The 21,504-nt window shown below is 67.5% G+C and carries 20 protein-coding genes; 5 read left to right on the top strand and 15 right to left on the bottom strand.

Features of this window, described 5'->3' with window-relative positions:
- Window positions 1-288: 288 nt before the first annotated feature.
- The gene (locus tag AC1DQR_RS28280) at window positions 289-669 is read left to right on the top strand and encodes an endonuclease (RefSeq protein WP_416052166.1); all 381 of its coding nucleotides are present in this window, start codon (window positions 289-291) and stop codon (window positions 667-669) included.
- A 73-nt stretch (window positions 670-742) separates the two neighbouring features.
- Here the strand turns inward: AC1DQR_RS28280 and AC1DQR_RS28285 are convergent, their stop codons facing one another.
- The 5 genes from AC1DQR_RS28285 to AC1DQR_RS28305 form a co-directional block, all read right to left on the bottom strand.
- On the bottom strand, window positions 743-1,156 hold the full coding sequence (locus AC1DQR_RS28285; RefSeq protein WP_174424783.1) for a PaaI family thioesterase: 414 nt from the start codon (window positions 1,154-1,156) through the stop codon (window positions 743-745).
- 157 nt (window positions 1,157-1,313) lie between these two features.
- Entirely contained in the window at window positions 1,314-1,676 is a 363-nt protein-coding gene (locus AC1DQR_RS28290) for a DUF3325 domain-containing protein (RefSeq protein ID WP_416052167.1), read from the bottom strand.
- Complete coding sequence (locus AC1DQR_RS28295; RefSeq protein ID WP_416052168.1) at window positions 1,673-3,319, bottom strand: PepSY-associated TM helix domain-containing protein; 1,647 nt, start codon at window positions 3,317-3,319, stop codon at window positions 1,673-1,675. Before AC1DQR_RS28295 ends, AC1DQR_RS28290 begins: the two co-directional genes overlap by 4 nt.
- Window positions 3,316-3,606, bottom strand: a complete 291-nt coding sequence (locus AC1DQR_RS28300; RefSeq protein ID WP_253931548.1) for a DUF3649 domain-containing protein — start codon at window positions 3,604-3,606, stop codon at window positions 3,316-3,318. Before AC1DQR_RS28300 ends, AC1DQR_RS28295 begins: the two co-directional genes overlap by 4 nt.
- 13 nt (window positions 3,607-3,619) lie before the next feature.
- Window positions 3,620-4,342 (bottom strand): cobalt ABC transporter substrate-binding protein, encoded by a 723-nt coding sequence (locus tag AC1DQR_RS28305; protein WP_416052169.1) that lies wholly within the window; start codon window positions 4,340-4,342, stop codon window positions 3,620-3,622.
- 387 nt (window positions 4,343-4,729) lie between these two features.
- Here AC1DQR_RS28305 and AC1DQR_RS28310 point away from each other — a divergent pair, with 387 nt between their 5' ends.
- Entirely contained in the window at window positions 4,730-5,473 is a 744-nt protein-coding gene (locus AC1DQR_RS28310) for an H-NS family nucleoid-associated regulatory protein (RefSeq protein ID WP_416052170.1), read from the top strand.
- 66 nt (window positions 5,474-5,539) lie between these two features.
- Here the strand turns inward: AC1DQR_RS28310 and serA are convergent, their stop codons facing one another.
- Entirely contained in the window at window positions 5,540-6,751 is a 1,212-nt protein-coding gene (serA, locus tag AC1DQR_RS28315) for a phosphoglycerate dehydrogenase (RefSeq protein ID WP_174424696.1), read from the bottom strand.
- Between the two features lie 359 nt (window positions 6,752-7,110).
- Here serA and AC1DQR_RS28320 point away from each other — a divergent pair, with 359 nt between their 5' ends.
- Both AC1DQR_RS28320 and AC1DQR_RS28325 read left to right on the top strand, forming a co-directional pair.
- Window positions 7,111-8,079, top strand: coding sequence for a Bug family tripartite tricarboxylate transporter substrate binding protein (locus AC1DQR_RS28320; protein WP_477134193.1), 969 nt, complete (start codon window positions 7,111-7,113; stop codon window positions 8,077-8,079).
- Between the two features lie 48 nt (window positions 8,080-8,127).
- Entirely contained in the window at window positions 8,128-9,048 is a 921-nt protein-coding gene (locus AC1DQR_RS28325; RefSeq protein ID WP_416052172.1) for an SMP-30/gluconolactonase/LRE family protein, read from the top strand.
- 21 nt (window positions 9,049-9,069) lie between these two features.
- Here AC1DQR_RS28325 and AC1DQR_RS28330 read toward each other — a convergent pair whose 3' ends face one another.
- Both AC1DQR_RS28330 and AC1DQR_RS28335 read right to left on the bottom strand, forming a co-directional pair.
- Window positions 9,070-9,801 (bottom strand): hypothetical protein, encoded by a 732-nt coding sequence (locus tag AC1DQR_RS28330; RefSeq protein WP_416052173.1) that lies wholly within the window; start codon window positions 9,799-9,801, stop codon window positions 9,070-9,072.
- A 55-nt stretch (window positions 9,802-9,856) separates the two neighbouring features.
- Window positions 9,857-10,897, bottom strand: coding sequence for a S1C family serine protease (locus AC1DQR_RS28335; protein WP_416052174.1), 1,041 nt, complete (start codon window positions 10,895-10,897; stop codon window positions 9,857-9,859).
- A gap of 235 nt (window positions 10,898-11,132) precedes the next feature.
- Between AC1DQR_RS28335 and AC1DQR_RS28340 the strand changes: the two genes are divergently transcribed.
- Window positions 11,133-11,429 (top strand): YjfB family protein, encoded by a 297-nt coding sequence (locus tag AC1DQR_RS28340; RefSeq protein WP_416052175.1) that lies wholly within the window; start codon window positions 11,133-11,135, stop codon window positions 11,427-11,429.
- A 61-nt stretch (window positions 11,430-11,490) separates the two neighbouring features.
- On the opposite strand, the gene AC1DQR_RS28345 is transcribed toward AC1DQR_RS28340, so the two are convergent.
- From AC1DQR_RS28345 to AC1DQR_RS28375, 7 genes are all read right to left on the bottom strand, one after another.
- Window positions 11,491-13,407 (bottom strand): sensor histidine kinase, encoded by a 1,917-nt coding sequence (locus AC1DQR_RS28345; protein WP_477134194.1) that lies wholly within the window; start codon window positions 13,405-13,407, stop codon window positions 11,491-11,493.
- A 130-nt stretch (window positions 13,408-13,537) separates the two neighbouring features.
- Window positions 13,538-13,936, bottom strand: coding sequence for a hypothetical protein (locus AC1DQR_RS28350; protein ID WP_416052177.1), 399 nt, complete (start codon window positions 13,934-13,936; stop codon window positions 13,538-13,540).
- A 79-nt stretch (window positions 13,937-14,015) separates the two neighbouring features.
- A complete protein-coding gene (locus AC1DQR_RS28355) occupies window positions 14,016-15,377 on the bottom strand; it encodes a TolC family protein (protein WP_477134195.1) in 1,362 nt (453 codons plus the stop codon).
- Window positions 15,378-15,387: 10 nt separating this feature from the next.
- Window positions 15,388-18,528: an efflux RND transporter permease subunit gene (locus tag AC1DQR_RS28360; RefSeq protein WP_477134196.1), complete on the bottom strand. Its 3,141-nt coding sequence runs from the start codon at window positions 18,526-18,528 to the stop codon at window positions 15,388-15,390.
- Window positions 18,521-19,687, bottom strand: coding sequence for an efflux RND transporter periplasmic adaptor subunit (locus tag AC1DQR_RS28365; protein ID WP_416052180.1), 1,167 nt, complete (start codon window positions 19,685-19,687; stop codon window positions 18,521-18,523). The genes AC1DQR_RS28360 and AC1DQR_RS28365 overlap by 8 nt, the downstream gene beginning before the upstream one ends.
- A 459-nt stretch (window positions 19,688-20,146) precedes the next feature.
- Window positions 20,147-20,503, bottom strand: a complete 357-nt coding sequence (locus AC1DQR_RS28370; RefSeq protein WP_174424707.1) for a hypothetical protein — start codon at window positions 20,501-20,503, stop codon at window positions 20,147-20,149.
- A 27-nt stretch (window positions 20,504-20,530) separates the two neighbouring features.
- Window positions 20,531-21,232, bottom strand: a complete 702-nt coding sequence (locus tag AC1DQR_RS28375; protein ID WP_463322600.1) for an MgtC/SapB family protein — start codon at window positions 21,230-21,232, stop codon at window positions 20,531-20,533.
- Window positions 21,233-21,504 lie beyond the last annotated feature (272 nt).

Consider the following 21,504-nt stretch of genomic DNA (forward strand, 5'->3'; position numbering starts at 1 on the left):
CGGTAACGATTACCACCGTGCCCGTTATCACTGCAAAGCGGCATTGAGATGGAGGCCACGGCCCGCGCAGCGCGTGCATAGCCCGGCAGCGGCGCAAACCGGCGCCACGCGCGGCCTGTCAACGTTTGCCGCCGCTGCAGCCGGACCCGCATGGCGGCCCGGTCTTGTGGCCTTGTCGGGCGTTGTCCGACTGGCACATGTCTCGCTTGAACCTGTGAAGCGTTCAGCTTTCTGCAACAAGCTGTCCTGTCTTCAATCCAGCGCCTTTGGGCGTCCAAGGAGGAATTCATGAAACATCATCTTGCCAAGTCCCTGTTGCTTGCCGGCGCCGCCGTTGTGTCGTTGCCAGCGCTGGCGCAAACGGCGCAGGGCGCACGTGATCCGTACTCGCAAGGTGCGGCCGCGCCCGATGCGCGCGATCCCTACACGCAGGGTGCCGCCACCAACACCGGCACGGGCCTCACGGACCCGTATGCGGGCGGCGCGCGTGCGCCGGACAAGTTTGATCCCTACACACAGGGCGCCAATCAGCCGACGCGCCAGGATCTTGCACCGGCGCAAAGTGAACCAATGGACGGCTCGCAGGCATACATGGACAGGTCTCGCTGGCTTGGCCCGAGCCTGGGCACGCGTACCGGTATGCGCAACCCGTTCCTGGACGGCACTTGAGCGCCGGCTGCGGCCGCCGTGATTGCCGAGCCAGGGCCGGCGCGCCGGCAATCACGGGCGCGGTCTAGTCTGCTCAGACCGGATCCTTCCTGCGGAACGCGGCCTGCGCGGTGGCGATCAGACGGCCTTGGCTGTCGGTGACCTCGGCGTTGGAGAAAAATACCCGGCGGCCACCGCCCACGCGCCGGCCAACCACCAGCAGCGGCTCCACTTGCGCGGACGAGACATAGTTGACGTTCAGCGAGATGGTGGTGGCGGCGCGGCGCACGCCATTCTCGGGAAACAGGCCGGCGTAGCCGCCCGCCGCGTCCAGCAGTGTGGCCAGGATGCCGCCTTGCACGACGCCCGTGTTGTTGAGGTGCGCAGCCTGCGGCATCAGCGACATGCGCACCAGGTCCGGCTGCCACTCCACGATGGTGAGATTCAGCGATTCGAGAAACGGATTCTCCAGTGCGTATGGCTGGCTTGCGGGGGTGTTGTCAGGCATGGCGAGCGAAGGACTGTGCCAGTGAGTTGGAATGGCCGTCATGATAGCCGCTAGCAGGCCTGCGGTAATCCGGACGGCGTCGTTGTCACGCTCTGCGGCGGGACGGGCGAGATGCGTTTGCCGCGCGCCTGATCCTGTTCGCAGGCACCCGGGATCGCTAGGCGGGCATCGCGCCCATCATTAGCAGCCCGCATCCGCCCAGCAAGCCCGCCCAGCGGGCCGCGCGCACCGCGATGGCCGGCGCGTAGCTGAGCAGCAGCACCAGCACGAGCGCGCCGAGCGTCAGCGTGCCGATCCATGAGACGCTGCCCATCGGCCAGCCATGCTGCTGCACCCAAGCCGCCAGGGCAAGGGCCAGCGCGGCCCAGCCGAGTCCCTGCAGGCGCAGGCGCTCGGCGGGCGAAGGCGCGGCGCCGCGGCCGTGGCGATCGGCATAGTGGCGGTCCAGCGTCTGGCTGAGCGCGGTGAAACCGCCATAGGTGAGAGCCAGCGCAGTGAAGAAACCCAGGCTTGCGCTCATGCGGCTCCCTTCGCATCACTGGATGGCATACCGATGTCCTTGGCTGGCACCGGGCGCCGCGCGGGCACGCGCGCCTTGGCGCGCCGCCCCAGGATATGCGCTGCCGCGCCCAGCGCAATGCCCAGCGCCAGCACCGTCAGGTCGAACCCTGCCACGGCAGCAGGCCCCTGGCCTTGCAGCAGTGTCACGCCCAGGTGGGTCCGCGTGGTGAAGGCGTTGAGCACAGGAATGCCAGCGAGCATCAGCGCGCCGGCCCACAGCTGCACGCGCCACATGGTGCGCGTCGGCCGCACCTGCGCCAGCACGGCTGCCGCGCCCCAGGCGATGAAGAAGGCATGGATCTCCGCGTCGGGGCGGTGCGGCATGCCCACGGGCAGCAAGCGGTTGGCCCAGAAGTACATAGCAAACGCGATCGGCAGGCCGGCAATAGCGCCGAGGTTGAGCGCGTCCACCAGCCGCAGGCCAAAGCTCGGGCGGGCGCCGGCCGCCAGTGCTTTGGCCTGGCCCTGGCGCGTCTTTACGCCCCACAGCAGCGCGCCGGTGGCCACCATGGCGCAACCTGCCAGCCCGCTCACGAAGAACAGCGCGCGCAGCAAGGGCCCTGCGAAATGCGCCTCGTGCAGACCCACCATCACGCCGCGCGTCTGGTTGGCCGCGCCGGGCGCGTCGCCCGTGGCCGCCACCAGCGCGCCGGTGACGCCGTTAAAGCGCATCGACGGCGCATTGGCGGACAACGAGCCTTCGGTGCCGCGCGACACCGTGATGGTGGCGTTGGCATCGCCCGCCAGCATGATGGCGACGCGGCTGGGCTGCGCGCCATGCCAATGGCGCATGGCTTGTTCCACCAGCGGGGCGACCGGCGTCAGCGGCGCTGCCTGCCCACTTGGCTTGCCCTGCGGCGCGCGGCCGAAGGCCTCGTTGTTGAAAGCCTGCTGGTTGCCTTGGTACGCAGTCTGGATGCCCCACGGCATGTACATGAACATCAGTGTGACCAGCCCGGTGTAGGTGATCATCAGATGGAAGGGCAGGGCCAGCACGGCGGTGGCATTGTGCGCATCGAGCCAGGAGCGCTGGCCCTTGCGCGGCCGGAAGGTAAAGAAGTCCTGGAAGATGCGCCGGTGCGTGATGATGCCGCTGAGAATGGCCACCAGCATGAACATCGCGCACAAGCCGATGATCCAGCGCGCCCAGATCGCCTGCATGAAGTACAGATCGAAGTGCAGGCGGTAGAGGAACTCGCCGCCGCGCGTGTCGCGCACGGTCTGCAGGAAGGCGCCGGTGGCGGGATCCAGCGTGCGGCTCTCGAAGCGGCCGCGGCCGCCCCCGATGCCTGAAGCCGGCGCGCCGGGTGGGCGCGTCCATAGCACGCTTACCGCAGGGTTGCGCGCATCCGGCAGGTCGATGAACCAGCGGGGCGAGTCCGCGGCGTTGCGCTGCAGGTACGCTACCGCACGGCTGGCGGCCTCGGCGCTGGACACTGGCGTGGCGGCCGAGCGGTGCAGCTCGGGCTGCATCCATAGCGTGATCTCGTCCTTGAAGTAGCTGGCGGTGCCGGCGCAGAACACCAGCAGCAGCACCCAGCACACCAGCAGCCCGGACCAGCTATGCAGCCAGGCCATCGATTGACGCAGCCCGGCCCTCATGGCGCGCTCCGCAAGGCAGCCAGCAAGAGGCCGAGCACCACGGCAGGCACCGCTACGCCGGCCCAGGCGCGCCACGCGCTGCCGGCGGCGAACACCCACAGCACCGCGCACGCGTAAAGCGAGAACGACAGCAGCGTGGCGGTCATCACCGCCTCGGCCGGCGGCATGGGCATCACCACGGCCAGCAGCCCGGTGGCCACGGCCGCAAGCACATAGCCGCCCCCGATGGCGGCCACCACGCGCGAGGCAACGCCAAGGCGATAGCGGCCGGTCTGGCTCAATCCCATGACAAGCGCTCCCTTACTTGTTGGGCGCGGCTGCCGGCACTGCGGGTACCGCGGGCAGGCCATCGCCCTGCGTCAGCGACAGGGTGGTAACGTAGCTGGCGATGTCGTATGGCTTGCCATTGCGCTCGCCGGCGGTCTTGTCGACGTGGTGCGCCTCCAGCACGTAGGTGCCTTGCCACGGCTGCGCCAGGCGCACGATGCCTTGCTCGTCGGTGCGCAGTTCGCGGCCCCAGCCGGACTGCACGGCCACGCCCACCTTGGCCTTGGGCAGTGGGCGACCGGCATAGACCACCTGGTACTCGCCGGCGCGGCCGGTCGGCACAATGTCCAGCGCAAGCTTGGGCGCTACCGCGGTGGTGGAGCCAGCACCCAGCAAGCGAGCCGCCGGCGTCCAGGCGGTGCGGATCACCTTGTCGCCGCCCTTGCGCTCCAGCAGCGGATAGCCCGTGTCCTGCGCGACGATGGTCTCGCCCGCGCCTGCGCGCCCCGAGAGCACGAAGCCGTTGGTGGTCTTGTCGGCCTTGAGGGCTTGCTCACCCCTGGCCGTTACCAGCACGGCGGTGGGCTGCACGAACCGGTCCAGCAGTCCCGGCGAAACTTCGCGCAGGTTCTCGTTGAATTCACCAAAATACAGTTGGGCGGCCGCCGGCGTTTGCTCAAGCCAGACCTGGTGAGCCTGAGCGGTGCCGCTCAGTGCCGCGCCGCAAAGCAGGGCGGAGGTGATGAGGCGATTCATGGGCTATGCATCCTTTCAAGACGGGGGGCTGGCGGTGCCGTGTTGCGCACAGGCCGTTGGCTGGGACGGCTAGGAAATCGTGACCGTGAAGTCGCATATGATAATCGTTCTCATTTAATTTGTGTGGGTTTTGCATGATGGCGCAGCGTTGGGGGCAGGACATGGACGCAGGCTGGCCGATGCCCCCGGGAGGCGGATTTGCGGTCATTGAGGGGGTGCAGGAGAGGGGCCTTTGGCCCGGCTTTTGCGTCCGGATTCAAGGCTCGGCGGGGGCTGGTCCCGCGCTCGGCTATCATGTGCGATCCTCAGGATCTCCAGTGTGCGGCCAGCGCCGCATCCGCGACCGTTCCCCCGCCCTTTCTACCTGCATTTATTGTGTCATTTGCCATGCCTTCTTCTGATCCCGCCGACGTCAAGAAAGTCGCCGCCATTGTCTGGATTCGCGTCCAGATGGAGCGGCTCGGCATCTCCATGGATGAACTGGAGGCGGCAGGTTGTTTTGACTGGGAGGCGGCGCCCGCCAGGGCGCCGATCGAGGAGCCCATCGAAAAGGAAAATGAAATGGATGTAGATGTCGCCCAGGCGCTGTTGCCCGCAGGACCGATCACGGCACCGCCAGCGCTGTTGCCTGCCGGGCCAATCACCGCGCCGCCCGTCGTGGCACCTGCGCCATTGCGCAAGGCCGTAGCGCGCAAACGCGTTGCTGCCCCTGTCAGGTCTGCTGTGCCGGTCGCATTGCCGGAAGCCACACCTGCCGCAGATGCGGTGGCGGTTGCCGACGTCGTGCCCGCGGAAAAGCCGGCAGCAGCTTTGGTTGCCGAGCCGGCGGCAACCCCGGCCGCCGCTCCCGCGCCTGCACGGGTGACCATGTCCGTGCCCGTGCAGAAAGCGGGAGCCGTGAAACCGGCGGCACCAGCAGCGGCACCAGCAGCGGCGCCGGCACAGGCAGCCGAGGCCGCCGCCGCGCCGGCAGCGGCCGCACCTGCGCCAGCACCGCCGCAGGCGAGCGCCCCCGCACGCCGCTACCGCAATGCGGAAGGACAAGTCTGGGATGGCGTGGGCCCCATGCCTGCATGGCTGCTGCGTGCAGTCAACGCGGGCCAGTCGGTGGAGCATTTCCGGGTGAATTGAAGACAGCGGCCGATGGCCGCTGTCCTGGTCGCTGCCGGCGAGGCAGCGATGGCGCCGCGCTGCCGTTCAGGCCAGCGGGTTAATGATGGTGCGGCAGCGGATAAACGTCGTTTCCGCATCCAGCGCGGCGGCCAGCGTTGGCGAGGGCACCTTGTCGAGGTCGGTCACCACGTAGCCCATCTGGCCATGCGTCTGCAGGTGCTGGGCCACGATGTTGACCCCGTCGCGCGCCAGCAGCGTGTTGAGCGCGGCGAGCGCGCCCGGCGCGTTGCCGTGCACGTTGAGCAGCCGCGCCGGCGACGTTAGCGGGCCGGGACTCACCTCGGGGAAATTCACCGCGCCAATCGTGTCGCCCGTCCTGAGGAAGGCAATCAGCTTGGTGGCGACTTCCGTGCCGATATTTTCCTGCGCCTCCTCCGTGCTGCCGCCGATATGCGGCGTCAGGATCGCGTTGGGCACGCCTTGCAGCGGGCTGGTGAAGCGGTCAGCGTTGGTCTTGGGCTCTTCAGGGAAGACGTCGATCGCCAGGCCGGCGATATGGTTGTCATCGCACGCCGCGCGCAGCGCTTCGATATCCACCACGGTGCCGCGCGACGCATTGATCAGGATGGCGCCACGCCGGAACTGCCGGAGCACGTCGGCATCGATCATCTTCTTGGTCTGCGCGGTGGCCGGCACGTGCAACGTCACGATGTCGGCCTGCGACACCGCATCCGCCAGCGAGCGCGCCGCGCGCGCCGAGCCCAGCGACAGCTTGGCCTGCACATCGTAGTACACCACGCGCATGCCCATGGCTTCCGCCAGCACACCAACCTGCGAGCCGATATTGCCGTAGCCGATGATGGCGATGGTCTTGCCGCGCGCCTCGAACGACCCGCTTGCGCCCTTGGCCCATTTGCCGGCATGCGCCAGCGCGTTCTTCTCCGGAACGCGGCGCAGCAGCAGGATCGCCTCCGCGATAACCAGCTCGGCCACGGAACGCGTATTGGAGAACGGCGCGTTGAACACCGGCATGCCGGCGCGGGCCGCGGCGTCGAGGTCTACCTGCGAGGTGCCGATGCAAAAGCAGCCAATGGCCACGAGGTGCTTGGCGGCTTCGATTTCAGCGGCGCCAAGGTGCGTGGCGGAGCGAATGCCGAGAATCTGGTGGGCCGCGGGAGCGCGATGCAGTTCGTCGCCAGCGAGCGCGCCAGTGCGGCGCTCGACGGTGACATGCGCTTCCTTGAAGCGCTCGACGGCGGTGTCATGGATGTTTTCAAGCAGCAGTGCTGAGGTCATGGCGTTTGGGTGATGGCGGCGAAGGCGCGAGGTGGGTGCGGCAGCGCGAGGGCATGCGCAAGGTGAGACGTACGCTGCCATGGTAACGCAGGCAGCGCTGCCCGGCCGAACACCCACATTGCCGCCAATGGCAAATCCGTCCCGCCCGGGACGAGGCCCGCTAGGGAAAGCCCCCGGATTGACCGGCGAATCAACGGCTCCTACAATTAATCAGAATGTTATTCCGTCTAATAGAATGTTGGGCACGACAACTTCGAAAGAACGACCCGCCGCCAAGAGCAGGCGTGAGCCACGCATAGCGAACACCGAATACCCGACACCGGACATCAGACATCACTCAGACATCAATGGAGACAGCCATGTACCACCGCCTTTGCGCCAGCCTTGCCCTGGCAACCCTTAGCGTGGCCACTACCTATGCCCACGGCGGCACCTGGCCCGACAAGCCGGTGCGCATCGTTGTGCCATACACCGCTGGTGGCACCACCGATTTCGTGGCCCGTCAGGTGGCGCAGAAGCTGACCGAAAGCACCGGCAAGTCGTTCTTCGTGGAGAACAAGCCCGGCGCCAGCGGCACCATCGGCACGCTGCAGGTGGCACGTTCCGCGCCCGACGGCTACACGCTGCTGGCCAACGACACCACGTACACCATGCTGCCGTCGCTGTTCAAGGCGCTGCCCTGGGACTACAACAACGACCTGGTGCCGGTGACCACCATTGCGCAGACCCCAGTGATCCTGATCGTGCCCGCGAGCTCGAAGTTCAAGACGCTGCAGGAACTGATCGACTTCGCCAGGCAAAACCCGGGCAAGCTGAACTTCGGCTCGGGCGGCGCCGGCAGCTCCACGCACTTGTCCGCCGAGGTCTTCAAGAAGGACGCCAGGATATCGATCACGCATATCCCTTACAAGGGCGCGGGCGATGCGCTGATGGGGCTGATCGGCAACAACGTGGATATCCTGATCACCGCCACGCCGACCGCGGTGCCGCAGATCAAGGGCGGCAAGGCCCGCGCGCTGGCGGTCACGGGCGCGGCGCGCGTGCCCGCGCTGCCGGACGTGCCGACTTTTGCCGAAGCTGGCCTCAAGGACTGCAAGGTCATCAACTGGTTTGGCCTGGCGGCGCCCAAAGGCACGCCCCCTGCGCTGGTCGCCAAGCTGCAGGCGGAGGTGCACAAGAGCGTGAACAGCCCGGAGGTGAAGGAGCGCCTGGCCAGCATGGGCGCCCAGCCGGGCGGCATTGCGCCGGCGGACTTCGCCAGGCGCATCAAGGACGACACCGCGCTGTGGAGCCAGGTGGCAAAATCCGCCGATGTGAAGGCCGAGTAAATGGGCAAGCGCCGCCATTGCGCAGCGCCAGGACAACAAGGAACGAACATGTACTTCAGAACGGTGCCCAGGGAGATATCCCTCCAGGTCTTCTCGGCCATGCCGGCGCATTTGCGCAAGACCGGCGTGCGCTCCGAATGGGCTGATGCCAACAAGGGCGGAGCCTGCATCGACAGCTTCCTGGAGGGGCCGGTATTCGACCCCGCGGGCAACCTGTACGTGACGGACATCCCGTACGGGCGCATCCTGCGCATCTCGCCGGCCGGGGAATGGTCGCTGGTCGCCGAGTACAAGGGCGAGCCCAATGGCATGAAGTTCCTGAACGCGCGCGAACTGGTGGTGGCGGACTATCGCAACGGCCTGTTGCGCGTCAACGTGGACACGGGCGAGGTGACCACCTTGCTGGGACGGCGCAACGCGGAGCAGTTCAAGGGCGTGAACGACCTCGTGATCTCCCGTAATGGCGACTTGTATTTCACCGATCAGGGCCAGACCGGCCTGCACGATCCCACGGGTCGCGTCTATCGCCTGCGGCCCGGTGGGCAGCTGGACCTGCTGCTGGGCAATGTGCCCAGCCCCAACGGCCTGGCGCTGTCCTGCGACGAGAAGGTGCTGTTCGTGGCGGCCACGCGCGGCAATTGCGTGTGGCGCGTGCCGTTGCAGGCCGACGGCAGCGTGTCGAAGGTGGGGCAGTTCTTTACGTTCTACGGCACCAGCGGCCCCGACGGCATGGCCATCGACAGCCGCGACCGGCTGTTTGTGGCGCATGCCAGCCTGGGCTGCGTGTGGGTGCTGAGCAAGCGTGGCGAGCCCGAGGCGATCCTCGCCAGCCCGGCGGGCGCAACCACCACCAACCTGGCGTTTCAGCCCGCCGTTGAGCCGGGGCAGCCGCGCAAGGTGTTTGTGACCGAATCGGAAACGGGCACGATTCTGTTCGCGGATCTGGACGAGGCCGGGCTGGGCGTTTGATCCCGTTGCGGCCCGCGCCAGTCACTTCGGTGGCAGCAAATCTTGCAGGTCCCGCAGGGTTGCCGCGGTGGCGGGGCCCGCGGGCGCGGAGACGGGGGGCGCCGGGCGGGCCTGGCTGATCGTATTCGTGCTGCCGGCCGGGCCATTGCCGCCGCCGGCGGCGGCATGCGGCACGGCAGCCGGGTCGAGCCGGCCATTCTGGCCCAGCGCGATCTGCGCGCAGCCGGTGAGGAAGCGGTCCTTCTTCAGGCTGTTGGTGATGTCGATCGCCAGGACTGCAGCGCGTTCCTCGATCGGGATGATGGTGCCGCCGCGGCTGAACGTGTATTTGCCTTTCCACACCGCGCGGTTCTGCCTGACATCCGTCAGCGTCGTGCCATAGTCGATCGACAGGCGGCCGCCGGACGCATTGACCACGCCCCCGCCGTTGGCGATGGTCAGCACCGTATCGGCGGCGAACGTACGCATCCTGCCGGTCAGCGCGGTCGAGTCCAGCTCCAGCCCCGAGATCTCGTCGTACGCCGATTCCACGCCGCACTGCCGGGTCACCTCGCGGAACTTGGCCGCAAACGCTGCGGAGAAGTCGCTGTTCCACCCCATGCCGGTAGTGCCCAGCACATACATGCGGGTGGGCTTGCCGGTGTAGTCGCTGGCGCGGCTGGTCACGCCGACGGTGGTCGGCGCGCAGCCGCCCAGCAGCATCGACGCCACGGCCAGCGCGACGGGGGCGCTATTTCGATATCGGTTTCCCATGTCTTGTGCCCAGAGATAAATGGCGAGGCGAGCGGCTGCGGCCGGCGCCCGCTCGCTACTTCGTGTATGAAAAGTAATAGGGACTGGTGGCGGATCGCATGACATAGCGTCCGTCGGCCTCGGTCAGCCGATAGCACGTTTGCATCACGCTGAAATTCGGGTTGGCCATCTCCAGGCAGACCTGGCCGGTTTCCGGCTCGATGCGGTAGCGCCCGGACGAATAGCCGCGGCTGACGGAATTGGTCACATCCAGGCTGCCGCTTTCCCGGACCTGCATCCAGAGCGTAACGCCGGACGGCGCGATAGCATTGATCCTGCCAAGATGCGTGAAATGGCTGGCCAGCTCGGCCCCGGTCAGTTGCCTGCCCGGCGGGCCGGCTGCGGGCCGGGCCGGGGCGTAGGCCGTGGCGCCCTGGCCAGGCAACCCGGGCTGGCCAGGCGGGAGCGCCATGGCAGGCGGGGCGGCGGATGCCGTCTCGCTACGGAATTTCTGCAGCGCCAGCGCGGACCGCGCCGGCACTTCGCTGATCCACTGCGCGGGAATGGCAAAGTTGATGTTCTGCGCGTCGGTCCGCATCAGGTAGGTAATGCCGACGAGTTGCCCGTCCGTGTTGAACAGGCCGCCACCGCTGGAGCCTGGGGAGATCGGGGCGGTGGTCTGCAGGCGGACGATGCGGTCGCGCTCGTCCTTGTTCAGCGAGGAGAGCAGGCCATCACTCAGCGTCAGCTCGTAGCCGCGCGGTGCGCCGATGGCGTAGACCTTCTGCCCCACCTTGAGCGCGGCCAGCGGCGCGATCTTTACCGCCGGGGCGGTGAGGCCCTTGGCGCGCAGGATGCAGAGGTCGCGCTCGACATCGGCGTGCACCAGGCTGGCGCCATACGTGACCTTCTCGCGTCGGATGCTGATGGACTTGCCGCTCTTGAGCACGTGGCAGTTGGTGACCAGTTCCTCCGGCCCGATCACCACCGAGCTGCCCAGGCCGAACCGCGTGCCTTGCGCGTCAAAGACGGATACCACCCAGATGCTGGGCGATTCCCGCTCATAGAGTTCGGCCGAATCCAGCGCCAGGCAATCCGTCGAGATGCCAAAAGCCAAACACGAAATAGCGACGCTTCCCGCAATGTTTTGCGCCCGACCCATGATGTTCATTCTGGTGACTGGTTTCGCCGGATTCAGCCGCCATCCTGACGGTGCTGGCTGTCTGGTCTTTCCCGGCCAAAGCGGCCAGGCTGCCTATGATAAACGTTCCGGATGCCAAGCGGGCGGCCCGCTAATGCGGCAACCGCGCTAAAGATTCCCGGTTGATGGCCGACAACATGGATGCTGGGAGGTGCGCTTTCCCGCTGGCTTCAATGCCAATCGTGGCTTCAATCGTAGCTTCAGCCGTAGCTTCGAACGTAGCTTCAATCTCAACCTCAATTTCAACCTGGAAGACCAGTCAATGGATATTTCCCTCGTCAGTGCGGCTAGCAACTCGGGCGGCGATCCGGTGCCCACCATGATGCTGCGCAAGTCGCTGGACCTGCAGGCGCAGAGCGTGGCAACCCTGCTGGGCTCGATGCCGCAAGTCAGCGTCCCGGCCAGCAATCCCCCTCACCTTGGCCAGAGCATCGACATCAAGGTCTGATTCCGGCAATCCGATAACGGAGCTACCCGCGCCCGGGTTGACATCAAACGGGTGCGGGGGGCTAAACGGCGGAGTCGGGTGGCTGCGGCGCCAGTGCAAACGTCAGCCGCACGGTCGTCCCTTGCGCCGAAGAGCGCAGGTCCAGCGCCGCCCCGATGGCTTCGGCACGCCGGCGCATATTGCCCAATCCCCGACCGTGCGCGGCAGCCTCGGGCGTAAAGCCGCGGCCATTGTCGTGGATCTCGATGACCAGGGTTTGCTGGGCGGCATCATGGTGCGCCGAGACCCGGATAGCGCTGCCGCTGGCATGCTGCATGGCATTGGAAAACACCTCCAGCAACAGGTAGTGCAGCTCACGCACCCGCTGCGGCGTCAGGTCGTGCAGCGCCGGCAGGCGCGCCACCTGCCAGTCCACCCGCAATCCCGCCGTCTCCAGCCGCGGGCCAAGCCGGTGGCACAGGTTGCCGAGTACGGTGGCCAGGTCGCCGCCGGTGTCCTGCAACGCGTCGACGGATAGTTTCAGGGCATCCAGCGCATGCTGCAGCTGTTGCTGCAACGTGTGCGTGGAAGGGCTGCCGGAGCGCAGCATGGAGAGCATGCCCACCAGCTGGCTGCCAAGCCCGTCATGGATATCGCGCATGATCCTGCCGCGCTCCTGCAGGGTGGCCTGCTCGCGCTCCATTTCGCGGGAGTGGCGGTACATCGCATGCAGTTCCTGCTCCTTGCGGGAGACCGCGCTGTCCAGCTTCTGGTTCAGGGCAGCCAGCATGCGCGTGGCGCGCGTGTAGCGGTCGACCAGCAGCCAGCCCATGGTCAGGCTGAAAATCAGCGACACGTAGCGGGTGACGGAGGAGTCCCAGTAGTCATCCCCGATCCACCAGACATGGATCAAATCCAGCACCGAGATGAGCAAGGTGAGGCCAAGGGCGGCGGCAATCGCCGTGCGCTCACGCTCCGGACGCGTCACGGCGGCGCGGACCAGCACGGCCACGATCGACAGTGCCATCGCAACATTGACGACCACATTGGCCAGCACCATGGCGCGGGTGCTGTGCGCCGCCACCATCAGCGCGATCAGCGGAAGCTTGACGCTCAGGTAGAGCAGCAGCCCGCGGCGCAGCCAGCGCGCCTCCAGGCCGGTCACCAGGATGGCGAACCTGGCGGTCGCGTACATGAAGACCGCCCGCCCGGCCAGCACCAGCGCCAGCCACACATTTGGCGCGCCGGCGTCGTCGGAAACGAAGTACTCGGCCAGCCCGAAAGACCAGCCAAGCTCGGCGACGGCATATAACCCGAACAGGGGATCCCGTTGCCGCCACCATACCAGCCCCGCCAGGCACGCCAGCAGCACGCTGGCCGCTGCGATCACCACCGGGYCGATGACCTTGAACCAGAGCGCCCGCTGGTAGTGCGCCTCCACCAGTGCCGGCGCACCAAACTCCACGCGTGACAGGCCGCCGCGCGAGCTGGCGCTGGCAGCGATCGTGACAAGCAGTTCGTTCTCCGGGCGCAGCAGGTCAGCCGGCACCGGGATCAGCAACGGCTGCTGGCCGGCATAGGGCGCCGGGGCCGACAGGCTGCCAGCGTGCGCAAGGCGGCTGCCGTTGAGCCGCACCTCATAGCTATTGGCGGCCCGCTCGATGTACAGCGCGGCCATGCCCTGGCGGCCTGGCAAATCCGGGAAGCGCAGGAGAAATCGCGCGCCGCCGGTCTGGCCGGGACGGGACCGGTCCCAGTAGTAAGGCAGGCTGACGGTGGCCGGCGTGCCGTCGGCGGCGATCATGGCGGCTTCGCCGAGGATTTGCAGCTGCCCGGCGGCCAGCGGTGATGAACCGGGCAAGGCGAGCAGCAGCCAGAGCACTAACGCCAGCAGCGGCTTTGAAGTGAGCAGGGATTGGGGCAAGAGGGTGCGCGGCAGCCGCAAGGGGGCGGTAGCCGGCGTGCCGGGGGCGCTGGCCGCCGCGTGGGGTATCACCATGAGCTGGTCTGGGGCTTGGCGCAAGGGAGCGGGATGATGCCGCGCCCATCGTAGCTTTGCGCCGGAGTTCGGTCAATCAGCGCCGGCTGAGAGGCCCATCGCCGCGCCTTCAGGCGGGATGGGCCGGGCCTCACCCCACCTCGGCCGGCGCGGTCGCGGCGGGCCGGGAACGGGTGCCGCCCGCGGGCGAAGATACCTGTTTCAGGCGTGGGGCGTGTGCCGCCTCGGCATGGTTGCCCATGACCTCCAGGCGCAGCAGGATGATGGGCACGGATACCAGGGCGCGTTCCAGCGCGACCAGCAACTGCCCGGCCCGCATTTGCGGCATCCGGATCTCGAAGCTCAGCATGCACTTGATTGGCGGCAGGCCGAGCGGCATCTGCCGCTCGTTGGACGGGTACTGGCCGCAGTCGCTGGTGGCGCAGCGCATGGCCACGTGTACGGCGGGCGCGTCGTCCAGCCGCGCGATCACGCTCAGGCGATACAGGCGCCACCGCTGGACGGGCGGCGCAAGGTTGACGGCTTTCATGGCAGGTCTCCTTTGTCTTTCGACTCGAGGCAATCGAAGCGTTTGGTGCGCCCGGCCATGGCCGCGGCGCACCGGGCCTTTACAGCGCGGGCCGCAAGCCGGTGGAAAGTTGCAGCTCCACCGTGGCGCCCGCCAGGTCCGCCTGGGCCTGGAGGTAGTCGAGGTAGGTCTCGTCCGCGGTGCGTTGCGCATCGAGCAGTTCCAGCAGGGAGGCAGAGCCCTGGCGGTACGACTGGCGCATGCCGTCCAGCACCCGGTCGGCATCGGCGATCACCGAGTCGCGGTAGCGTTGCAGGTTGTCCTGCGCAGCCTGGAACGCGATGAGCGCGTTGCGCACGTCGACCTCGGTTTTCAGCTCGGCCTCGCGCAGGGCCAGCATGGCCTGCGTGACCTCCGACTCCGCCTGGATCAGCTCGCCGCGCTGCAGCCGCGACAAGGGCAGGGGAATCGATACCGACACGCCCAGCATGCGCGAGCGCGCCGTGGCGTCGCCGTTGGGCTGGCCCTCGTCGTCCGTGGTGCCGCGCACGCCGGGGGTCATGGTCATCGCGAAGCTCACGCTGGGATCCACCCAGCGGTTGGCGCGTGCCAGTCCCGACTTGTCGCGGGCATTCTCCAGCGTGGCGCGGGCGATCCGCACCTCGTCGCGCGCTTCCATCGCCTGGGCGATCAGCGCGCCGCTGTCGGTGCCGGGATCATAGGGCTGGAACTCGCAAGCCAGCGGCGCGTTGCCGAAGGCCTCGGCCACGCGCACGCCAAGCTGGATGGACAGCTTTTGCATGGCGGCCTGCGCGGCGGCGCGCGCCGATTTCACCTCGGCGGTGAAGCGGTCACGCTCGACCCGCGACTGCGACAGCTCCAGGCCACCGATATCGCCGGCCTTGCGGCGGATCTCGTTGGCGCGCACCACATTGGACAGAGCGGACAGCGTTGATTCCTGCCGGACCAGGGCCTCGCGGCTGCGGCAGGCTTCGACAAAGGCGGCGGCGGATTCCTGGTACAGCGTGTGCTTGAAGCCCTGCAGGTTCGCCTCGGTCAGGCGCAGGTTGCTCTCGGCGGCGCGGATGCGCGCGCTGCGCTTGCCGCCCAGCTCGATGGGGATCTCGATTTCGAACTCATGGGTGCGCGGCGGCTTGGGTGACACCGCGCGGCTGGTCTCGATGCTGCCGCGGCCGTACTTGAGCACCGGGTCCGGGCGCACGCCGGCGATCGAGATCTCGGCTTCGGCGCCGCGGATGGTCTCCTGCTGCGCGGACAGGCCGATGTTCTGCCGCTCCACCGTGTCGAGATAGGAGGAGAAGCGGACCGGTGCGCGGGCCGTGGCCGTGGCGGCGGCGGGCGTGTCCAGCGCCCAGGATGCGGATGCCGCCAGCATCGACGTTGCCAGGAAGAGGTGGCGCAGGGCGGGTGCCGCTTGCAAGTTATTGTCTTTGATTTGCATGGGATTCTCCTCAGGCCTGGCCGCCGGCGCTGGTCGCCGCCGGGTCGCCTTCGGCATCGGTTTCCGATTCCCTGGCCGCTTGCGCCGCACGCTCGGCGCGGGCTTCTACCAGGTAGTAAAGGGCGGGCAGCAACAGCAGGGTCAGCAAGGTGGCGCTAAAGAGCCCGCCTACCACCACGGTGGCCAACGGGCGCTGCACATCGCTGCCGAGACCTCGCGCCAGCATCGCCGGTGTGAGCCCGATGGCGGCCACGGTGGCGGTCATCAGCACCGGACGCATGCGGCTTGCCGCGCCTTCGATCACCGCTTCACGCAGGCTCAAGCCGTTCTGCGCGCGCAGCCGGTTGATCTGCGAGATCATCAGCACGCCGTTGAGCACGGCTACGCCAAACAGGGCGATAAAGCCCACCGCGCTGGACACGTTCAGCGTCATGCCGCGCAGATGCAGCGCAGCCAGGCCGCCGATGGTAGCCAGGGGCACCGCCAGCAGCACCAGCGCCGGCTGGCGCAGGTTGCGGAATTCGGCAAAGAGCAGCACGAACATCAGCGCCAGCGTCATCGGCAGGATGATGGCGAGGCGCGCCTGCGCACGTTCCAGGTTTTCGAACTGGCCGCCCCATTCGATCTGGATGCGCTTGTGGTCGTAGGACACGGCGCGCTCGATGGCGGGCTGGGCCTGCTTGAGGAAGCAGGACAGGTCGCGGTCCCGCACGTTCAGGCGCACGATGATGTGGCGGCGCGCCATCTCGCGCACGATCACGCTTTCGCCGGACACGGTGGTGATGCGTGCGACTTGCGCCAGCGGCACCTTGGCGCCATTGGCCGCGGTCAGCATCAGGTCGCCCACGCCAGATGCGCTGGCACGCATGGCCGGCGGGAAGCGCACCGTCATGTCGTAGCTCTTCTCACCCACATAGAGTTGGCCAACCGGCGATCCACCGATGCCGGTGGAGATCAGCTCGGCCACGTCGGCCGCGTTGATGCCGTAACGCGCGGCGGCGGCGCGGTCCAGGTCGATCTTCAGGTTAGGCAGCGGAGGCTCCACGTCGATTGCCACATCCGCGGCGCCGGGCACGCCGCGCAGCGCGGTGGCTACTTCGCCGGCAATGCGGCGCACGTCGCCCAGGTTCTCGCCGAACACCTTGACCACCAGGTCGCTATGGGCGCCGGAAAGCTTGTCCTGCACCCCGTCGATCATCGGCTGCATGAAGCCCACCGAGTAGCCTGGCATCTGCGCGTAGCGCGCCGCCAGCTTGTCGATCAGCTGCTGCTTGGTCATGCCCGAGGCCCACGTCTTGTACGGATGCAGGCCAACGCTGGCCTCGATATGCGAGGGCGTCCAGTAGTCGGTGCCGTCGTCGTTGCGGCCGGTCTGCGTCACCACGTAGGCGACTTCCGGGAACTCGCGGGTTACCCGGCGCAGCTCGCTGGCCATGTCGGAGGCGCGCTCCAGGGTGATGCCGGGCGGCATCTGCACCTGCAGCCACAGCGAGCCTTCGTCCAGGTACGGCAGGAAGTCGCGGCCGATGGTGGCACCCAGCGCCAGCACGCAGGCGAGCGCCAGCGCGCAGCTGGCGGCCACCCAGCGGATGCGGCCAATGCCGCGCTCCAGCGCGGCGCGGTAACGCACGCCCAGCCAGTCCAGCACAGGGTTGTGGAACACCTGGCGCGGCTTGCGCATGGCAATCCAGGCCAGCCCCGGCACTAGCGCCAGCGCAACGATCAAGGCGCCGATCAACGCCGCGCCAACGGCGAACGCCATCGGCGAGAACAGCTTGTACTCGATGCGCTCGAAGGAGAACAAGGGCAGGTAGGCCGCAACGATCACCAGCATGCCGAAGAACATCGGCCGTGCCACCTGCAAGGTGGCCTCGATGGCGTCGCGCGGGGTGAGCGCGCGGTCCTTGTCCTGCTCGCGCCGGCGCAGGATGTTCTCCACCAACACCACCGCGCCATCCACCAGGATGCCGAAGTCGATCGCGCCCAGGCTCAGCAGGTTGGCCGGGATGCGCAGGTGGTACATGAAGACAAAGGCGATCAGCAGCGAGAGCGGAATCGTCAGCGCCACGATCAGCGCCGCGCGCGGGCTGCCCAGGAACAGCAGCAGCACGATGCCCACCAGCAGCATGCCTTCGGTCAGCGTGAAGCCCACCGTACGCATGGTGGCGTCGATCAGCGAGGTGCGGTCGAGGTAGGCGACCACCTTCACGTCCTTGGGCAGCAGGTTGTCGTTCAGGTCCCGCACTGCCTCGTGCACGCCCGCAAGCGCTTCCGATGCGTTGAAATCCTTGAGCAGCAGCGTGATGCCGGAGATCGTGTCGGGGTTGTCGTCCTTGCCCAGGACGCCGCGCCGCTCCACGTTGCCGTAGCGCAGCGTGCCGAGGTCCTTGACCAGCACGGGGGTGCCGTCCTTGCTCGTGACCACCACGTTGCCCATGTCGTCGAGCGAGCGCAGCAGGCCGACGCCACGCACCACGTACGATTGTTCGCCGCGGTCGATGACGCTGCCGCCCGCATTGACGTTGTTGGCGTTGAGCGCCTCGGTGACCTGCGTCAGCGTCAGGTTGTACTGCGTTAGCCGCGCCGGGTCGAGTTCCAGCATGAACTGCGTGGTGAGCCCGCCGAAATTGGTCACGTCGACCACGCCGCGCACCTTCTTCAGGCGCGGGATCACGGTCCATGTTTGCAGCTCGGATAGCTCGCGCAGGTCGCGCGTGCTGGACTCCAGCGTGTAGCGGTAGAACTCCCCGGTAGGCGAGGTGTACGGGTCCAGCCCCGGCTTGGCGCCGTAGGGCAGGTCGACCTCGTTCAGGCGTTCCTGCAGGCGCTGGCGCGCCCAGTAGCCGTCGGTTCCATCCTCGAATACCACGGTGATCAGCGACAGCGCAAACAGGCTGCGGGTGCGCAGCACATGCATGCCGGGGGTGGCCAGCAGCGCGCGCTCCAGCGGAATGGTGATCTGCTGCTCGATTTCCTCCGCGCCGAGCCCTGGCACCTGGGTCACGATCTGCGACGTAACGTCGGCAATGTCCGGATAGGCCTCCACGGGCAGCTGCTTCCAGCTGTAGGCGCCGTACAGCGCCACCAGCACAAAGACCAGCCAGACGATGGCGCGCCGGTTGAAGCATAGGGTGACGAGGCGGTCAATCATGTAGCAGCACTCCGTTTTTCACGACGATGCGTTCGCCGGCCTTGAGCCCGGCGAGGATCTCGACTTGCCCGTCGGCTTGCGCGCCCGTGGTGACCACGCGCGGCTCGAAACGCAGCGGGGCCTTCTCCACCAGCACGCGCGTGTAGAGCCCGCTTTGCAGCAGCGCGGTGGGCGGCACCAGCAGTGCCGCGTGTTTTTCTCCCGCGAAGGTCACCTTGGCAAAGAGTCCGGGGCGATAGCGTCCGTCCGCGTTGTCGATGGCCACGCGGACCTTGACGGTGCGGGTGTCGGGGTCGAGGATCTCGCCGATATAGCGGACCTTGCCGGTCACGGGCTTGCCGGGGTAGGCGTTGAGCAGGATCTCGGCGGGCTGGCCGACGAAGATCGAGGCGATGTCTTTCTCCGACACGCTGGCCGCGAGGTAGACCGTGGACAGATCGGCCACCGTCATGACCGGCGCGCCGTTGTCGTTCCAGAAGCCGCCCTGCGCGCCTTCGAGCTCGATCACCCGGCCGGCCAGCGGCGCGTGCATGGTGTACTGGCGGTGCGATTGCGGCGCGGTGCCGGCGCCAAGCTGCGCGAGCTGGGCGGCCGTGGTCACGGCGTCGCTGTTGGCTTGCGCGTAGGCCAGCTGGGCTTGTTCATAGTCCTTGCGTGCTGCGATTTCCGCTTCGAACAGGGTGCGTTGGCGGTCCAGGTTCAGCTTGGCTTCAAGGAGCGCCGCGCGCGCCTTGCTGGCCTCACCCTGAGCCGCGCTCAGCTCGGCGGAATCCAGCGTGAAGAGCGGGTCTCCCTTGCGTACGGTGTCGCCCAGGGCAGCGTGCAGGCGGACGATGCGCCCGGGCATTGGCGGCACGATCTTGACCAGCTTGGCGGCATCGGGCTCGATCGAGCCCGGTACCTCGATGGGGCGCTCCAGCGCTTGTTCGACGAGGGTCTGCACCTGCAACTGGGCGCGCAATGGCGAGGTCTCGGGCACCGTGATGAAGTTGCCCTCGCGGACCGGTTCGGTACTGTGCTTGGGCGTGTTGGCGATGGCGCCAGACAGGCTGGCGCCATCGCAGCCGGCCAGCGCGAGACATGCCGCGCAGACGGCGGCGAGCGCAAGGCCTGGCTGCCGGCGCAGCGGCAAGCGTTGGCGGGTGGTGGGCGTTTGCATGGTTCTTTCTCCTCGGTCGGTGCACTTGCCGTGGCGGCAGCCAGGACAGGGGCACCGCTTGTTGCCGGTGCGTCGTCTGTGGAATCGCAAAGCGCAATGCGCAATCGCAGGTTCAGGATCCACGGACGACAGGATTCGACAGGCGTGACGCATCCCCGGCGCTGCGGGGTGGCAAATCCACGCAGGTAACCGGTGATGGGCGAAAGCGCCCGCTTTGCTAACGGGGGGAAGGCGGCGCGGAAGGCGGGGCGGGTCCGGCGCGCATGCGGCCGGGACGGCGCGAAACGCGATGGGAGCCTGGCGGGTCCAGGTAGCCGGTGCCGCGGCGCCGGCAGGATGCCGGGCGCGGAATCAGGCCGGCTGGAACACGCGGTGCCTTCGGCGCTGCCTACTAGAAGGGTCTGGGTCCATGTCTTTCCTCAGGCAATCGGGTGGATCTTGGCGGGCGGGGCCTTGCGCTCAGGCAGCGGCCAACGCGCGCTCGGGCTGCGGCACGGTTTCCCAGCGCACGGCGCGAACCAGCGGCTCCAGGCCCAGGCGCTGCACCAGCTTGACCATGCCGGGCCTGCCGCCCGGCTGGCAATGCACCAGCACGCGCATCTCGACCAGCTCGCGGCGCTCGCACTGCCGGGTGCGCAGGCGCTGCAGCGAGAGCTCGCGCGCGGCCAGCTCCTGGCGGATCTGCTGCTCCAGCCGGGCGCCATAGTCGTCCTTGCAGAGCAGCACCACCTGGAACAGCTGGGCGGCTGTGCCGCGGCTCGCCTGGGCGGCGCGGCGGTTGGGGGCCTGGGGGAGCATCCAGTTGAACAAACGCATATCCAGCTCCTTTCCTTCTCCTTGGGGTTATTCGAGCGCGCCGGCCGGAATGGCCCAGCGCACGAGGGAAACGCTCTTTTCCATGCTGATGCGGCTGACGATCTGCTCCAGCTTGCCTTCATGGCCGGGCGCGGCCAGCACGTCAGCGCGGACTTCTATGTGCCCGCCAGCGGCGGTGTCCTCGCTGTGCAGCGACTGCAGCAGCAGGGCGGGCATTTCGGTCAGCGCATGCAGCAGCAAGCCGCGCACACGGATTTCTTCCTGGGCCGTGCATACCGTGGTGATGCGATACACCATCTCCACTTCCGGCGCGGTGGCCGTGCCGTTGCGATTGATGCGCTGGCCCAGCATGCGCAGGCCAAAGTTGGCGCACAGGATGCAGGCGGTGCCGATGGCGGCTTCCAGCGCATGGCCAAGGCCGGCGAGCACGCCGACGGCGGCGGAGCACCACAGCGTGGCAGCGGTATTCAGGCCGCGCACGTTCAGGCCGTCGCGCATGATCACGCCGGCGCCGAGAAAGCCGATGCCCGAGACGACCTGCGCGGCAATGCGCGCATGCCCCTGCGGGTCAAACGTAAAGGCGGAAACCGAAACAAACAAGGCCGCGCCGGCGGCGACCAGCGCGTTTGTGCGCAGCCCCGCCATGCGCTGGCGCAACTGCCGTTCGGTACCGATGCAAGCGCCCAGCGCTAGCGCTTCGAGCAAGCGCAGGGCAAATTCGTGCCACACCATGAGAACTCCCGTATCGAGCAGGAAGCACCGGTGAGCCTTGTGCAAATCGCGGACAAGCGCAGGCAGCGGCGTGCTGCAACGCAGGCGCGATCAGAAGAATGAAGCCGTATTCAAGAAGAGAGGCGGGACAGGACGTCCGGCCTCGAAAGCACCGTGCCGCAAGCGGGGCACGGTCGCTAGGGATACCGTGGCCCGTCAGGCGGAGGTGCCGATCCTGGATCGACTACTGTCGTCGGAACAAGTGCTCACTGGGTAGCCCTGGAATTAAG

This window comes from Cupriavidus sp. 05L411 (genome assembly GCF_056398045.1).

Excerpts from the sequence above, each read along its gene's own strand:
- AC1DQR_RS28280 (WP_416052166.1), top strand. The coding sequence starts at position 289 with ATGAAACATCATCTTGCCAAGTCCCTGTTGCTTGCCGGCGCCGCCGTT.
- AC1DQR_RS28285 (WP_174424783.1), bottom strand. The coding sequence starts at position 1,156 with ATGCCTGACAACACCCCCGCAAGCCAGCCATACGCACTGGAGAATCCG.
- AC1DQR_RS28290 (WP_416052167.1), bottom strand. The coding sequence starts at position 1,676 with ATGAGCGCAAGCCTGGGTTTCTTCACTGCGCTGGCTCTCACCTATGGC.
- AC1DQR_RS28295 (WP_416052168.1), bottom strand. The coding sequence starts at position 3,319 with ATGAGGGCCGGGCTGCGTCAATCGATGGCCTGGCTGCATAGCTGGTCC.
- AC1DQR_RS28300 (WP_253931548.1), bottom strand. The coding sequence starts at position 3,606 with ATGGGATTGAGCCAGACCGGCCGCTATCGCCTTGGCGTTGCCTCGCGC.
- AC1DQR_RS28305 (WP_416052169.1), bottom strand. The coding sequence starts at position 4,342 with ATGAATCGCCTCATCACCTCCGCCCTGCTTTGCGGCGCGGCACTGAGC.
- AC1DQR_RS28310 (WP_416052170.1), top strand. The coding sequence starts at position 4,730 with ATGCCTTCTTCTGATCCCGCCGACGTCAAGAAAGTCGCCGCCATTGTC.
- serA (WP_174424696.1), bottom strand. The coding sequence starts at position 6,751 with ATGACCTCAGCACTGCTGCTTGAAAACATCCATGACACCGCCGTCGAG.
- AC1DQR_RS28320 (WP_477134193.1), top strand. The coding sequence starts at position 7,111 with ATGTACCACCGCCTTTGCGCCAGCCTTGCCCTGGCAACCCTTAGCGTG.
- AC1DQR_RS28325 (WP_416052172.1), top strand. The coding sequence starts at position 8,128 with ATGTACTTCAGAACGGTGCCCAGGGAGATATCCCTCCAGGTCTTCTCG.
- AC1DQR_RS28330 (WP_416052173.1), bottom strand. The coding sequence starts at position 9,801 with ATGGGAAACCGATATCGAAATAGCGCCCCCGTCGCGCTGGCCGTGGCG.
- AC1DQR_RS28350 (WP_416052177.1), bottom strand. The coding sequence starts at position 13,936 with ATGAAAGCCGTCAACCTTGCGCCGCCCGTCCAGCGGTGGCGCCTGTAT.
- AC1DQR_RS28355 (WP_477134195.1), bottom strand. The coding sequence starts at position 15,377 with ATGCAAATCAAAGACAATAACTTGCAAGCGGCACCCGCCCTGCGCCAC.
- AC1DQR_RS28360 (WP_477134196.1), bottom strand. The coding sequence starts at position 18,528 with ATGATTGACCGCCTCGTCACCCTATGCTTCAACCGGCGCGCCATCGTC.
- AC1DQR_RS28365 (WP_416052180.1), bottom strand. The coding sequence starts at position 19,687 with ATGCAAACGCCCACCACCCGCCAACGCTTGCCGCTGCGCCGGCAGCCA.
- AC1DQR_RS28370 (WP_174424707.1), bottom strand. The coding sequence starts at position 20,503 with ATGCGTTTGTTCAACTGGATGCTCCCCCAGGCCCCCAACCGCCGCGCC.